General features: G+C 40.2%; 11 protein-coding genes. 6 read left to right on the top strand and 5 right to left on the bottom strand.

Features of this window, described 5'->3' with window-relative positions; translation table 11 throughout:
* Nucleotides 1-10 precede the first annotated feature (10 nt).
* Nucleotides 11-1,072, top strand: coding sequence for an ABC transporter ATP-binding protein (locus MCBB_RS00730; RefSeq protein ID WP_071905813.1), 1,062 nt, complete (start codon nucleotides 11-13; stop codon nucleotides 1,070-1,072).
* Here the strand turns inward: MCBB_RS00730 and MCBB_RS00725 are convergent.
* The 5 genes from MCBB_RS00725 to MCBB_RS11925 all read right to left on the bottom strand — a co-directional run bounded on the left by MCBB_RS00725 (nucleotide 1,069) and on the right by MCBB_RS11925 (nucleotide 6,408).
* Nucleotides 1,069-2,190 (bottom strand): putative sulfate/molybdate transporter, encoded by a 1,122-nt coding sequence (locus tag MCBB_RS00725; RefSeq protein WP_071905812.1) that lies wholly within the window; start codon nucleotides 2,188-2,190, stop codon nucleotides 1,069-1,071. The genes MCBB_RS00730 and MCBB_RS00725 overlap by 4 nt on opposite strands.
* Nucleotides 2,191-2,280: 90 nt before the next feature.
* The gene (locus MCBB_RS00720; protein ID WP_171899057.1) at nucleotides 2,281-3,063 is read right to left on the bottom strand and encodes an ABC transporter ATP-binding protein; all 783 of its coding nucleotides are present in this window, start codon (nucleotides 3,061-3,063) and stop codon (nucleotides 2,281-2,283) included.
* On the bottom strand, nucleotides 3,054-4,103 hold the full coding sequence (locus MCBB_RS00715; protein WP_071905810.1) for a FecCD family ABC transporter permease: 1,050 nt from the start codon (nucleotides 4,101-4,103) through the stop codon (nucleotides 3,054-3,056). The genes MCBB_RS00720 and MCBB_RS00715 overlap by 10 nt, the downstream gene beginning before the upstream one ends.
* Before the next feature lies 1 nt (nucleotide 4,104).
* Nucleotides 4,105-5,184: an ABC transporter substrate-binding protein gene (locus tag MCBB_RS00710; RefSeq protein WP_071905809.1), complete on the bottom strand. Its 1,080-nt coding sequence runs from the start codon at nucleotides 5,182-5,184 to the stop codon at nucleotides 4,105-4,107.
* A 939-nt stretch (nucleotides 5,185-6,123) separates the two neighbouring features.
* Nucleotides 6,124-6,408 carry a hypothetical protein gene (locus tag MCBB_RS11925; RefSeq protein WP_171899056.1) on the bottom strand — a complete coding sequence of 95 codons (285 nt, stop codon included), beginning with the start codon at nucleotides 6,406-6,408 and terminating at the stop codon, nucleotides 6,124-6,126.
* 16 nt (nucleotides 6,409-6,424) lie between these two features.
* On the opposite strand from MCBB_RS11925, the gene MCBB_RS11920 reads away from it, so the two are divergent.
* The 5 genes from MCBB_RS11920 (at nucleotide 6,425) to MCBB_RS00685 (ending at nucleotide 14,982) form a co-directional block, all read left to right on the top strand.
* Nucleotides 6,425-6,835 (top strand): hypothetical protein, encoded by a 411-nt coding sequence (locus tag MCBB_RS11920; RefSeq protein WP_171899055.1) that lies wholly within the window; start codon nucleotides 6,425-6,427, stop codon nucleotides 6,833-6,835.
* A gap of 273 nt (nucleotides 6,836-7,108) precedes the next feature.
* Complete coding sequence (locus MCBB_RS00700; protein WP_071905807.1) at nucleotides 7,109-9,157, top strand: chitobiase/beta-hexosaminidase C-terminal domain-containing protein; 2,049 nt, start codon at nucleotides 7,109-7,111, stop codon at nucleotides 9,155-9,157.
* Nucleotides 9,158-9,490: 333 nt separating this feature from the next.
* The gene (locus MCBB_RS00695; protein WP_071905806.1) at nucleotides 9,491-11,920 is read left to right on the top strand and encodes an SBBP repeat-containing protein; all 2,430 of its coding nucleotides are present in this window, start codon (nucleotides 9,491-9,493) and stop codon (nucleotides 11,918-11,920) included.
* Nucleotides 11,921-12,185: 265 nt separating this feature from the next.
* The gene (locus MCBB_RS12330; protein ID WP_071905805.1) at nucleotides 12,186-13,697 is read left to right on the top strand and encodes a PKD domain-containing protein; all 1,512 of its coding nucleotides are present in this window, start codon (nucleotides 12,186-12,188) and stop codon (nucleotides 13,695-13,697) included.
* Between the two features lie 286 nt (nucleotides 13,698-13,983).
* On the top strand, nucleotides 13,984-14,982 hold the full coding sequence (locus MCBB_RS00685) for a chitobiase/beta-hexosaminidase C-terminal domain-containing protein (protein WP_171899054.1): 999 nt from the start codon (nucleotides 13,984-13,986) through the stop codon (nucleotides 14,980-14,982).
* Nucleotides 14,983-15,153: the final 171 nt, after the last annotated feature.

The following is a 15,153-nucleotide window of genomic DNA, read 5'->3' as shown; positions in this document are numbered from 1 at the left end:
GGGTGGAAAAATGCACATGGTGGAACTAGAAAATATACACAAAAATTACGAAGATCTCCATGTTCTCAAGGATATAAACATAAAATTTAAAAAAGGCGCCAGCACAGCACTCGTAGGACCAACTGGATCTGGAAAAACTGTTCTGCTCAGATTAATCGACCTGCTGGAAAAACCATCATCCGGAACAGTGTACTTTGAAGGGATCAACGCGAATGCATCCCCTAATTTGCGTTTAAAAATAAGAAGACAGATAGGAATGGTTTTTCAAAAGCCACTTGCCTTTAAGGCGAGTGTCTATGATAACGTGGCTTTCGGTTTAAAGATCCGGGGAGATAAAAAGAATATTGAAACCAGGGTGAAGGAAACCCTCGAAACCATCGGGCTCAGGGGTTACGAGGATAGAAATGCACTTAAATTATCCGGTGGCGAAACTCAAAGACTTGCACTTGCAAGAGCAATGATTACGGATCCTAAGCTGCTTTTACTTGATGAACCCACTGCAAACCTTGACCCCATATCCACGAAGAAGATGGAAGAGTTGATCCTGAAGATCAACGATGAGTTTGAAACCACAGTTATAATGACCACCCATGACCTTTCCCAGGGCCAGAAACTTGCAGATAAAATGGTTATACTGAACGATGGTCAAATTTTACAGTCTGGAACACCCGATGAGGTATTTAGAAAGCCAAAAAACAAATTTGTAGCAGACTTCGTTGGAATTGAAAATGTCATGGGTGGCGAAGCCGAAGAAAGCAGAGATGGATTGGTCAGCATAAAAACAGATACAATAACCCTATTCACGTTAACTGAAAAAAGGGGCCATGTGAACATCAGCATAAGGCCCGATGAAATCACTGTATCCAAAGAAAAAGTGAAGATCAGCGCAAGAAACGTTATCCAGGGAGAAGTTCAGGAGATAATTGACACGGGATCATTGATAAGGCTTGTAATAAATGCTGGCGAATTATTCACCGTGTTTATAACTCATGAATCCCTTACAGACCTTGGAATTACAGTAGGATCGTCTGTTTGGATGTACTTTAAAGTGTCTGCAGTGCATGTGTTCTAAGATTTAATATCTAATTTTTCTGGGAATATTCTGTCAAGGATGTAATGGCTTACCATCCCTGCAACAAATCCCACTGCCATATTTGCCAGTAGTGAACCCAAAACCGTGATAATTAGGGGTAAAACAGATCTTTGAGGTTTGAGGTCTTTGGCAAATTTTAACAATCCAACACTCACCATGATCATCATGGCCCCAATTATTGCCCCTGGAAATCCTTTAAAAAGCACAACTATTGATCCTGCAAAGAAAAGCCCTAAAATGATGTAAATAATTCCTTCCATGATATTTGCCCCACCAGTTCTTGCTCCAAAGTAATATTGGCCTGCAAGACCTCCTGCACCATGACACAGGGGCATGCCTCCAAAAAAAGGTAGGGTTACGTTCATAAAACCAATGCTCAGACTAATCTTCTTCTCTGAAACTGTTTTTTCAGGGAAGTACTCCTTTATAAGAATGGCAGTTGCTATCACTGCATTTGTAGCTGTCAACGGTATTTGAGCAAAACCAACAGCAACAAGAGAACCCCAAATTTGATCAACTGAAAAACTAACTGGATGGGGGAGGGTTAAATGAGGACCTCCAATGTAAAGGAGTGTGCCCTGGAAGAACATCATGACAATCCCCATTATAAGTAAGATAATGGCTGCTGGGGCGTATTTGTTGTTTCGGAAAGCTAAAATTATGATCATACTTACGATGGCCAGTATCCATCCATCTTGAATGAACTTAAGGGCTTCGATTGCCAATAACAGTGCCAGTGAAGCCTGAATACCCTGAACTACTGATTTCGGAGTTATCCTGGCAAACCACGTCATTAAACCCGTTGCTCCGATGAACAGCCAGACAATTCCCATTGCAATTCCTGAGGCGTATATCAAAGAGGGCTCCCATCTGGATGCTATTGCAAAAACTGCCAGGGCTTTCATGGGTTCAATAGGCATTGGGAGTTTAAAATAAAGGCCTGTTACAATGGTTGCGATACCCATCATAACCAGAAATCCTGTGGGATCCAGGCCACAAACCACGATGTAACCTATAGCTAAGGGAAGAAGAGTTCCGTAATCTCCTGTGGCTCCTGCAAGTTCCTGCAAATTGAACCTGTAATCTCCAAATTTCATAGAACCGAACCTCAAGATCTATCGAAGTTAGTAATATTTTATTTGTAACGAGCTAAAACATTGGATGGACTTGAATTTTTATTCGTATCACTATATCTTTAAAGGAATACAAGCAGTTCTATTGTCTATATCCACAATCTTCACCTTGATACCGTAGGCCCTTTCCATGTTCTCTTCTGTTATCACCTCATCTGGAGTGCCCATGTCAATGAAATTCTTTCCCTTCATTATCGCCACCTTGTTGGCGGATATGAAGGCATGATCAGGGAAGTGGGAGGACATCACAACGGAAAAGCCCTTCTTAGCCAATCTTTCTATTATGTTGAGTGTTCTTATCTGGTTACCAAAGTCAAGGTGGGAGGTGGGTTCATCCAGAAGAAGAACATCCGGTTCCTGGGTCAGAACCCTTGCAATGAAGACAAGCTGCTGCTCACCGCCACTGATCTCTGTGTAGGGTTTGTCCCTCATGTGAAAGATGTTCAGGGACTTCATGGAATCCTCAGCTATCTTCACATCCTTCTCAGTTGGTGAGGAGAAGATGTCAAGGTGGGGTGCCCTTCCCATGAGAACCACATCCAGAACAGTGAAGGGAAATGTGGAGTTGTGCATCTGGGGTATGTAACCTACGTTTCTGGCTATCTCAGAGTGATCCATTGAGTAAATGTTACGTCCATTCAGAAGTACAGAGCCTGAGTTCAGCTTCATGAGTCCATTCAAACACTTGAGCATGGTTGTTTTACCAGTTCCATTGGCACCTAAAATACAGAAAACATCCCCCTTCTTCAGGGAGAAGTTGATGTCCTCGAATATGTTTTCCCTTCCATTGTAGGAGAAGGTCCCATCCACCATTTCAAGTAAATCGCTCATGACCAAACCTCCCTGCTCTTAATAAGAAGGTAAATGAAGAAGGGTGCACCTATGAGGGCTGTTAAGATTCCCAGGGGAATTTCAACCAGGGCCACTGTTCTGGCCACATCATCTATGAGAAGGAGGAAGAAAGCTCCAAGAACTATGCTTGCAGGTAGAAGTACCTTGTGATCAGGACCCACTATCATCCTGGTTATGTGGGGTATCACAAGTCCGATCCATCCAATGATTCCACATATGCTGATTGACGATGCTGTCACCACGGTACAGCAGACAATTATAAGTCCCTGCATTCTTTTTATATTTATTCCCAGGGTTTGGGCCTCTTCCTCACCCATTGAAATAACGTTCATCCTCCACCTTACCATTAAAAGGATTGCAGTTCCTATCAATATTGGAACACCCATTATGATGAGATCCTGATTGTTAACAGCTGCAAGGCTTCCCATGAGCCAGAAAACTATGGTCTGCAGCTGTCCATAGGGATCCGCAACGTACTTGATTAGGGACAGGAGTGCAGAAAACATTGAAGCTATTGCGATACCGCAGAGCACCAGCGTCAGCATGGAGGTGCCCTTAAATGCCCTTGCAATGAAGTAGGTTAATCCAACAGCCACAAGGCCCCAGAAGAAGGCGAACATCTGTGTCATGAACACACTGGCTGAAAATAGTATTGCAAGGGCAGCACCGAAGCCTGCACCTGCTGAAACACCTAACTTATCCGGGGAAACCAGGGGGTTCTGGAAGAGTCCCTGAAAACATGCACCTGCAATGGACAGGGCTGCTCCTATCATCATGGCAGCCACTATCCTTGGAAACCTTATCTGGAAGATGATGGTGTCCACTGCAGGGGGCAGTGTGAAGCTTACAAGGCCCAGCTTGGAAGCCACTGCCAGTACAACCTCACTCAGAGACAGGGGATATCTTCCAAAAAGAAATGAGAGGAAGAACAGGATGATCAGGGCAACTACCATTAGAAATACTGCAGATACCTCATGTGATGCTACCCTTTCCCTGATTTTCTCTTTGAACAATCTCTCACCCATTTTAAGCCTGATTCAATCCAGAGGAGCTCAGTACACTGGACACCTGTCCATCGGTCAGGTTGTAGTGGTAGAATTCTGAGTAGAACTCCTTTGTAAGACTGTTCATGTCCAGGTCCTTGAACTTGTCAGGGTAGAGTACCTTGGCTGTCCATGGTATGCCTATGATTGTGTTGGCTCCTGGTGGTCCTTCAAACCAGTTGAATGGAGACTGTGGTGCCAGGTAAACCTGCTTGTTCTTAACTGCGGTTATGTTCTGCCACTGGGCGTTTGAATATACACCATTGTAGAAATCAGAACTGCTTGTGATGATAATGTCGGGGTTCCACTGAAGTATGAGTTCCATTGAAACTCCCATTCCACCCTTGGACACAGGGGCCTGTACAACGTTGGTTCCACCGCAGATACTTATGAGCTGGGTCTGGGGTGAACCTGGGGCGTAGGTTTTAAGACCTGTGGAGTCCTTTGCGTAGTACACCTTTTTCTTCTCATTCTCAGGTATGGTGGACACCGTGGTGTTAACCTGGTTCAGGACGTTTTTGTAGAAGGCTGTGAGATTGTCGGCTTTACCTGTTTCTCCAGTAACCTTACCAACGAAACTGATGGCTGAGACTATGTCAGTGAGGTTGTTGTCACCCTCAACATCCAGAACTGGAACTTCACCGAATTTCTCCTGTATCTCGTTGACATCATCCACAGTGCCTCCATGACCCACCAGTACTATGTCCGGGTTTGAGGAGAGTATGGATTCGTAGTTGGCATTCTTCTTACCCCCTCCGAGAACTGGAAGGCTGCTGTACTCCTGGGACATGTAAGTGTTCTGGGATTCGGATCTCTGGGAGTCCCAGCCAACCATCTTCTCAGGGGCCAGCATGTAGAGCAGGACTGTGGATGTGGCACTGAGGGAGTAGACCTTGCTGACCGATGCAGGCATGTCAACACTCCTTCCCAACATGTCAGTGAACTGGCCTCCTGAATTGGACCCCTGTCCAGTGTAAGCCGTGGCCACTACAACCACACCGATAACAGCTAAAACTGCAATTACTATTAATACGATTACCTTGGGATTTTTGATAGATTTCATGGATTTTACAACCTGTAACTTTGGTTAAAAAGATGAAGGTTCTTTTTATGAACTAGATCTTCTTCTATATATTATAAGCTAAATTTTATTATGCGATATGAGTTAATAAACGTGTTGAAATGGGCGAATCTGTGGATGCTAACTCAGTTTCATAATATCTCACCACCTTTATGATGCTTTGTGTATTGTTTCCTTTGTTTATTGCTTCAAATTCATTTTTGAAAAGGTCATGTTTTGATCTGACCAGATTTAGGTTTAGTCAATATGTATTAATAAACATATCGAAGGGATATTTTAGGAATTTTAAGTTTAAGGGAAAATTACCAGGATTTGAAACCTTATTACGGATTTTAAATGGTTAAATTGCATTAATATTAAAAATAATCTAAAATAGGATATTAAATCTTCTTATAATATTTTTAATTGAATTATATCCAAAAAAAACATTTTTTTAAGTTCCAATTTTATCATAAAATCATCCCATGAACGTGCATTTTAACCTGTAACACCTATTTTTAAAAACCTTCAAAAACAACTTAAAAATCATTTATAACATATTTTAAATATTTAATATTCATTATAAACCATTTATAACTTTTAATTTTAATTATAAATACTAATATTAGGATTTAAAACTGAAAATCCGTTTTTTTTCATTGAAAAGGTATTAAATTATTATAACAAAGTATAAATATTAATAAGAAATAAACCAGCACTGTCGAATACAATGTGATCACACTTCGATGCAATAGAAAGAGGTGAAAAAAATATGGGAAAAATTAAAAAATCGAATATGGTGATTCCTATTGTTTTTATATGCCTAATTATGGCTACAATAGGATCCGCAAGTGCATACTCTTCAATATCTACGAATAAGAACGTCAATTTAGTTGTGGCAAATGATCTTGGAGTCAGATTTAACATTAATGGAGATAACACTTACAACTTCTTCAGTACAAACCAAAATCCAGGGCAAGGCTTAAATGCATTACACATAGCCCCCAATACTGGAACTTCAGCAGGAACTGTAACACAAACTAATGATAATTCTGGTACCTTTTTTATGAGTGATACTGGTGGTAGAGGTTGGGACGACGATGGAATACTCATGATAGCAGTGAACGGAACTATGGATTCCTTAGCCAATCTATCGATCACAATAAATGCTTCCGGATATGTGTGGACTCCGGTTCCCACAGGTTCATACCCCTCATACAGCAACACTACTTACTTATCAACATTGAATGAAACATTTGACGCATCTGACTTTAACGGTACCAGCGGTTATATTTCAGTGTGGAAACCATGCCCATACACTGATTATGCTCTCTATGAAGGCCAAAGTGTAAGCCAAGATAATCAAAGTGGCAACACATTCCATATAATTTTCGTTGACTGTAAAGCAGGAATCATCGGAACAAATACATTGTCCTCCTCCACATGGAGTGGACAGCCAAACGTTAACAATGGTATGCTTAATGTCACCTATTCAGTCAGCGGTCTTCCACAAAATTCGCTACTCTCTTTCAATGATTATGCATTCTGCAACAGTTCCAATCAGGGACAGGGCATAAGATGGACCAACTCAGTGAACGTACTCGGAACCAACTCATCAGCTACCTCTGGATGGAATGTTGCAAGTTGGTTCTAAAATAGATTATAGCACAATAATATTAAAAATTGGAGGGATAAACAACCCCTTCAAACTATTTTTAAAGGAATATCTCCTAAAAAAGGAAGGATATGCTCTAAACTTTAAAATTAAGTTATTATGAAATTTATTCAATATTCTGATCCCATAACTCATGCCTCCATGATCGATACGTATAAATATAAATCTCGATTATTAATAATCGTGGATCTTTATTACTTTATTCATTTTTTTTGATCCATAAAAAATAAAAGATTGCAAAAGGAGGTAAAAATGAGAAGATATAACAAAATATCCATGCTCACGATTTTCACCGTAATACTCTGCATCTCAGTATTGGGAACCGTAAGTGCAACAGACACTGCAAACAGTAACACTGGACCTACCGTTACTGCTAATTTAACCAGTGGAACCTACAACGTCACACAAACCGTGGCTTTAACCATGAATGACAGCAGCGCAACAACCTACTACACAAAAGACAGCACAGATCCCAGAAACAGCAGCACACGAATCACTTACACAACACCCCTCACCATAAACACAACCACCACACTACGATACGCAGCAGAAGACCCAGCAGGTAACTGGAGCCCACTATACATTCAAAATTATATAATTGGGAATGGAACAATTGCGAATAGTACTAACAACTATAATCAATTGAATTACACGGGATCACAGACCAACACCACTTACTGGACATACACAGTTGGAAGCAGTAACACAGATAGTGTAGTTACTGTTAGCTCAAATGGAACAATATACGTTGGAACATGGAATGGTAATAGCCATGACGGTGCTTTATATGCATTTAGTCCTAATGGAACATTATTATGGAAATACACCACCTACGGAGGAATAAAAGGAGCTCCAACCATTGGATCAGATGAAACCATATACGTAGGTAGCTATTGGGGTGTTGTATATGCAATAAACCCTGACGGAACATTAAAATGGAAATATAACGCAACAGAATCTGTTATACATTACATCACAAATCCCATAGTTATAGGACCAGATGGAACAATATATGTCTCTATCAGTAATCTAGTTCCAGGATTCTATGCATTCAACCCCGACGGAACAGTGAAATGGACAAAAAAAGCCTCAGGCGGTATCACAATAGATTCCAATGGAATAATACACTGTGGAGGTTCTGCATTTAACCAAGATGGAACAAGTAGCCCAGAAACCTCAACCTCAGAAACAGTAGGATCAGACGGAACAATATACACCATAAGTGGAGTAACAATAACTGCAACAAACCCCAATGGAACAACAAAATGGACATACACAGTTGACAATAGCACACAATGGTCCGGTATAAGTTGCTTTAACATAGCATCAGATGGAACAATATATTTCGGAGTATACAATCAGCCATGGGCATTATATGCCTTAAACTCAAACGGAACACTCAAATGGAGCTACGACAACTTTTATGGTTCTATATATAGTTGCCTTATTGGTTCAGATGGAACAATATACATATCAATTCTGAATGGACCTGAAGTATATGGGGTGGACACTCCACAGTACTCTGATTTATATGCATTAAAACCCAACGGAACAGTGAAATGGACATACCATACAGGAGGATCACTCAGCTTAACTATTACATCAGATGGGACAATATACACTGGAGGTCGTGCAACTGGGGTATTTTACGTAATTAAAGATGTGCCTATTGCGAGTTTCACATCGAATGTTACTACAGGTGATTCACCGTTAAGTGTGCAGTTTAATGATACTAGTAGCAATCCTACAAGTTGGAGTTGGGATTTTGGAGATGGAACAAGTAGCAATTCACAAACCCCCACTCACATCTACACAAAAACAGGAACCTATAAAGTTACTCTAACTGTAACCAATTGCTACGGTAACGATACAAAGATAAGTTACGTCACAGTTACAGACAACACACCACCAACAGTCAATGTTAGTCTTCAGGGTGGTAGCTACTACAGTCCCAAAAGTGTTACATTAAAAGGAAGTGAAACAGTCACAATCTATTACACACTAACAGGAGTTAATCCCACCACTAACAGCACAAAATACAATGGAACTATCAACTTAACAACATCCAAAACCCTGAAGTTCTTTGCAGTGGATGCAACAGGCAATATATCACAGATCTACACGCAACGTTACAACATCTACAAACTAGTGAGCTACAAATACAAAGTCAGTGCCAAGTGGAAAAAAGTCTGGGCCAAAGTCAAATGGAAAAAAGTCCGAGGCAAATGGAGATACCACTGGGTAAAAGTCTGGAAATACAAAACCATAACTAAAACAGGCACCAAATGGATAATAACCTAGAATGAACCAAAACCCCTCCTTTACTATTTTTTATATTTGATCCGTTTTTAAAGCTAAAATCTGATTATAACTACTTTCTAAAAGAGTGATCAAAAAAGGAAAAAACAGATGTTTTACAAAATTTTCCTTGAAATAGGAACATAATAATAAAATTTCATCAATCTACATATACCCCATACTCCTTTTTAATTCAAAACTCATTTTGAGAGATCCAATCACTTCCGATAGGTTTATAATATCATCTCGCATATCTACCTATGGATCACGTTAATACATTATTTTATTTATGGATCCAAAAAAACGAACGAAAAAAAAAGGAGGTGAAAAAGGCAAATGAAAATCAAAATAACAATGTTATTAATGGTCATGTTCCTTGCAATCATACTTAGTGGGGCAGCCTCAGCGGCATACACAGGCACGACTCCAACCAATTACACAATTTTCTCAAACGAAAGCCTCAATGGAAATGAAATTGCAACTGACAGTGCGGGAAACATCTACGTCACAGGATCAACTTCAAACGCAGATTACAACATAACCCACGGAACTTGCACAACAAACAACAGCACAACAAACACCCTATCCAGCGGTGATGCCTATATAGCCAAATACAGCTCAAATGGAACACTCATATTCGCCACAGTAATCGGAGGAACCGGTAGTGATACAGGAAATGGAATTGCAGTTGACAAAAATGGGAACATCTACATAACCGGACAAACCAAAAGTACAGATCTCCCAGTGACAAGCAACGCATACCAAAAAACCCTCAACGGAGGATCAGATGCATACATAATCGAACTCAGCGCAGACGGAACCCAACTACTCTACTGCACATACCTAGGAGGAAATTCCACCGAAAAAGTAGGGGCCAGAGTAGAATACGGCACAAAAATCAAAGTTGACAGCAGCGGAAACATTTACCTAACCGGACAAACCAACAGTGCAGACTTCCCAACAACAACAGGAGCTTACAAAACACAAATAGGAAGTAATAATGGATATTATTATGGAGATGCTTTCCTGACAAAATTCAACTCCAACTGGACTATGATCTACAGCACCCTCTTAGGAGGAAACACAACAGATGACATTCCATATGGATTTGTAATTGACAACCAAAGTAACGTATGGATAACAGGAAAAACTACAAGCTCTGATTTTCCATTGACAAGTAATGCATACCAAACAACCTTAACTTATACTGATGCTTTTTTAAGTGAAATCAGCGCAGATGGGAGCCAGTTAGTTTACTCCACATACTTTGGAGGAAGTCTTACCGATTATGGATATGCAATCACAACCGACAGCCAAGGAAACATTTACATAACTGGGCAAACCACAAGTGCAAACCTTGCCACAACAGGAACGTACCAATCAACCAAAAAAGGTTCCGGTGATGCGTACATCGCTAAATTTAGCTCTGATGGAAGCTTAGTTTGGTGCACCCTCTTTGGAGGAACTGGTCTTGAAGATGCACGTGCAATCACAATTGACTCTCAAGGAAATATTTACATCACAGGACGAACCTCCGCCGCTATCCCATCAACGTTTAATGCAATTCAAACAAGTTATATGGGAGGTACATGGGACGCATTTATAGCTAAATTAAATGCAAACGGAACTGCGTTACTCTATGCTTCTCTTCTTGGAACTAAAAGTACGGACTGCGGAAATGGAGTTTCAGTTGATAACTTAGGTAATGTATACGTGGTAGGAACTGGTGGTTTTGCATTGACTAAAATCGCAACAGCACCAGATGTAACAGTTGATCCAGTTGGAGGACTGTTCAACACCACACAAACAGTAACATTAACAGCAATCAATACAACCAACAGCACAGACACCATCTACTACACAACAGACGGCACTGACCCAACCAACAGTATCACAAGAACACAATACAATGGACCAATAACCATCAACACCACAACAACATTACTCTACGCAGCCGCGGATAGTTTAGGTAACTGGAGTCCGGTTTACAACGAAACCTACACCATTGACACAAAAGCACCTACTGTAAGTGCAAACCCAGTTGGAGGACTGTTCAACAGCACACAAACAGTAACCCTCACAGCTGACGATAACACAGCAACAACCTACTACACAACCGACGGCACAGACCCAAAAACAAGCAGTACAAGAACCGTCTACAATGGTCCGATAGCCATTAACGGTACAACCACGTTATTGTTTGCGGCTGTGGATACGGCTGGTAACTGGAGTCCAGTCTACAACGAGACCTATCAGATCAAGTCCGATGTCTATGTGAACATTACACCATCAAATTCCAACCCACAGGTGGGTGACGCCGTAACCTACAAATTCAAATTAGGTAACAACGGACCAGGAATAGCCAAGAACGTAACATTCACATACACAATACCAGAAGGACTCGAATACGAGGGATCAACTGTAGATCAGGGAACCGTGACCTACAACGCAACAACCAGAACACTAACCTGGAACCTAGGCGACGTAGCAGTCGGAGACCCCAACCTATGGCTACAACTCAAAATACTACAAGCAGGCAACTACAACATACAACCAACAGTAACCGTTGCAGGCACAACCTTAGAAAGCAACATCAACTCTCTACAGGTAAACGCAGCCTCACCAACAACCACAGACCCAGAAACAGTAAACGCAGCAACAACCACACAAACAATACCAATGAAAACCACAGGAATGCCAATAGCAGGATTAATATCAGCACTACTCCTCATAGGAAGCGGACTAACCATAAACAGGAAAAAATAAATAATTTGGCCCATTTTTCTTATTTTTTACTTTTTTTAATGACTGATTTTTAATTTATTAATCACTAAAATGATCATATTCGATATTTTTTCTTAAAAAAAGTTGATCATCTTTTAAATTCTAAGCAGGAGTATTATTAAATTTTCTATCAATTAGGGGAAAAGTTGTACAACTTGATATATTTTTGTATAAATGATGAAGAAGTTTGAATTTAAATATGTAAACATCTACATATCAATTAAAAAAAATAATCGGAGGTGACAATGTGAAAAAATATATATTTCTGACAATCAGCTTCTTAATGATTCTTGGTTTATGTGGGAGCGCAGCTGCTGCTGAAACAGGTTCAAATTATATGAACTTAACTGTGGCCAATGATAATGGAGCCAGATTCAGTGACCTCAACGACAGTTATACTTTCTTTAATAGAAGCGCTGATGGAGTTAATGCTTTAAAAATAACTGATAATTCCAGCGCCGCTACTGGAAAGGTGGTAAATACTACTTCACAGTCTGGAACTTTTTATATTACAAGTATTGGAGGTAAAGGTTACGAAGACGATGTTATTTTGATGCTGGCTGTTAACGGTACTGTGCCTGCTAATTTTCAGCTTCATGTAACCGCGAGTGGATATCAGTGGACACCGAAATCAGGAGCTCCATCTGTTGGAGATCTGAGTTACAATTCCACAACACTCGATGAAACGTTCTACGCCTCAGATTTTATCTACGGCCCCCAGATTTACAAGCCATGCAACCTCGTGAATTATCCGATTTATGAGTATCAGAACATGACTAACTCGTCCAACACATTCATGATCCTGTTCATAGACCTCTATGCTGGAATTCTGAACAACGCAGCACTGAACGACATGGGAATGGTAAAAATACAGTATTCATTCCAAAATCTCCCAGTGAATAGTTTGGCAGCTTTCAATGCATTTTCCTATAGGAAAGCAAACGCTGCAGTTCAATGGACCAACAAGGTTAACGTTCTGGGAGGAACAGAAATAGGGACTTCAGGTTACAATGTGCTTGGAGCAGCACCAACTGCAGCTTTCTCTGCAAACACAACGTCTGGCTCCGCACCATTAAATGTGCAGTTCACAGACAGTTCCATAGGAACTCCAACCTCGTGGCTTTGGGACTTCGGAGACGGCGTAACAAGCACAGAACAGAACCCCACACACACCTACACCAAACCAGGAAACTACACAGTAACACTCACAACAAGCAACGCAGCAGGTAGCAGCACACAGACCACCAAAATCACAGTTCTAAAATCTGATGTCTATGTGAATATAATACCTTCAAATTCCAACCCACAGATCGGGGATACCGTAACCTACAAATTCAAACTAGGTAACAACGGACCAGGAATAGCCAAGAACGTAACATTCACATACACAATACCAGAAGGACTCGAATACGAAGGTGCAATTGTGGACCAGGGAACCGTAACCTACAACACAACAACCAGAACACTAACCTGGAACCTAGGCGACGTAGCAGTCGGAGACCCTAACCTATGGCTACAACTCAAAGTACTACAAGCAGGCAACTACAACATACAACCAACAGTCACAGTAGGAGGCACAACCCTAGAAAGCAACATCAACTCTCTACAGGTAAACGCAGCCTCACCAAGCACAGAAACAGTGAACGCAGCAACAACAACCAAAACAGTACCAATGAAAACCACAGGAATGCCAATAACAGCCCTAATATCAGCACTACTCATGATAGGTAGTGGAATAGCCATAAGCAGAAAAAAATAAATAATTTTACCCCTTTTTATCTTTTTTTGAGGCGTTGAATATTGAATTCTAATTTTCTGAAATTAAATCTTATAAACTCTTAAATTTCAAGTTTCAGAAAATGGGGGGCTTGATTGGATTTATTAAAATTAATTTTTAATTCATACCCTTAATCATACTTTATCGATAGGTATTTATTTGCACCTAATGATAATAAGAAATATACAGACAGTTATGTGCATGAGTTATCCAACTATAATTCAAACTCTAAGGGCATGTAATTGTTTCACTAATCAGGGGTAAAATTGTGAAATCAATACGAATTATCAGTTTAATAGGATTATTATTTGTTTTAATTATCCCATTTATAGGAGCAACATCCGCTACCAACGATACCAACAACACAACTGTAGATCAAGCAGTTTATAATGTTAATGGAAATTTGTTTGTTGATTTTAATCAAACCACAGCTAACGTTGGCGATACTGTTAGTATAAGCGTAACTGCTGTTAATAATGGATTTTTTGATTGGTCTCCAGTAAAAGTATATGCTCCACTAGCGGATGGATTACAATTCATGTCTTTTGTTGTACCTTATAAAACTTTACAAGGATACGATCCCACCACTGGAATATGGGATTTGAATACATTGAATCATGACGAAAGGGGCTATCAAAAATCGCTCATCATAAATGCAAAGGTACTGCCTGAAGCAGCTGGTAAGGAACTGGTTGCCACAGCAAAATTTGATACACTCGTAGTGGAAGGTTCCAATGTTCACATGGAGGATGAAACGCCCTCTGCAAAATCATCAATTCTAAAAGTATCTCCTCTTGCAAATGCCACAGGCAGTGGCAGCGGCAATGGTACGTGCAGTGGTTCTGGTAATTGTACGTGCATTTATAACCCGATTACAGTAAACACCAACATTAAAAGTGGAACCTACAAAACACCACAAACAGTAATCCTCACAACCAACAATACCACGGCCACAATCTACTACACAACTGACGGTAGTACTCCAACAACCAACAGCACGAAGTACACAGGAGCAATCAGCTTAATCACATCCAAAACCCTGAAATTCTTCGCAGTGGACACTGAGGGTAACACATCACCGATATACACACAGCAATACAACATCTACAAACTGGTGAGCTACAAATACAACGTCCAGGCCAAATGGAAAAAAGTCTGGACCAAGGTTAAATGGAAAAAAGTCCACGGAAAATGGAGATACCACTGGAAAAAAGTCTGGAAATACAAAACAATAACCAAAACAGGCACAAAATGGGTAAAAACCTAAAAAAACCCATTTGTTTATTTTTTTTCTTTTTTAAGTTCAATAACTCATTTTTAGTTAATTCTACAGAAGTCGTATTCAGAATTTTATCCTTCAGTGATCGAATACCTTTTGAAGTAAGTGATGTGCAACGATTTTAAACTCCAACTGCAAACGATCTTAACTTAGTTTATA

It is taken from the genome of Methanobacterium congolense, assembly GCF_900095295.1.
Taxonomy (GTDB): Archaea; Methanobacteriota; Methanobacteria; order Methanobacteriales; family Methanobacteriaceae; genus Methanobacterium_C; species Methanobacterium_C congolense.
Note: the sequence above shows the minus strand (reverse complement) of the source record. Positions and strands in the feature narration are given on the sequence as shown.

Coding starts and splice junctions, on each gene's coding strand:
- MCBB_RS00715 (WP_071905810.1), bottom strand. CDS start 4,103: ATGGGTGAGAGATTGTTCAAAGAGAAAATCAGGGAAAGGGTAGCATCA.
- MCBB_RS00725 (WP_071905812.1), bottom strand. CDS start 2,190: ATGAAATTTGGAGATTACAGGTTCAATTTGCAGGAACTTGCAGGAGCC.
- MCBB_RS00700 (WP_071905807.1), top strand. CDS start 7,109: ATGAGAAGATATAACAAAATATCCATGCTCACGATTTTCACCGTAATA.
- MCBB_RS00710 (WP_071905809.1), bottom strand. CDS start 5,184: ATGAAATCTATCAAAAATCCCAAGGTAATCGTATTAATAGTAATTGCA.
- MCBB_RS00730 (WP_071905813.1), top strand. CDS start 11: ATGCACATGGTGGAACTAGAAAATATACACAAAAATTACGAAGATCTC.
- MCBB_RS00695 (WP_071905806.1), top strand. CDS start 9,491: ATGAAAATCAAAATAACAATGTTATTAATGGTCATGTTCCTTGCAATC.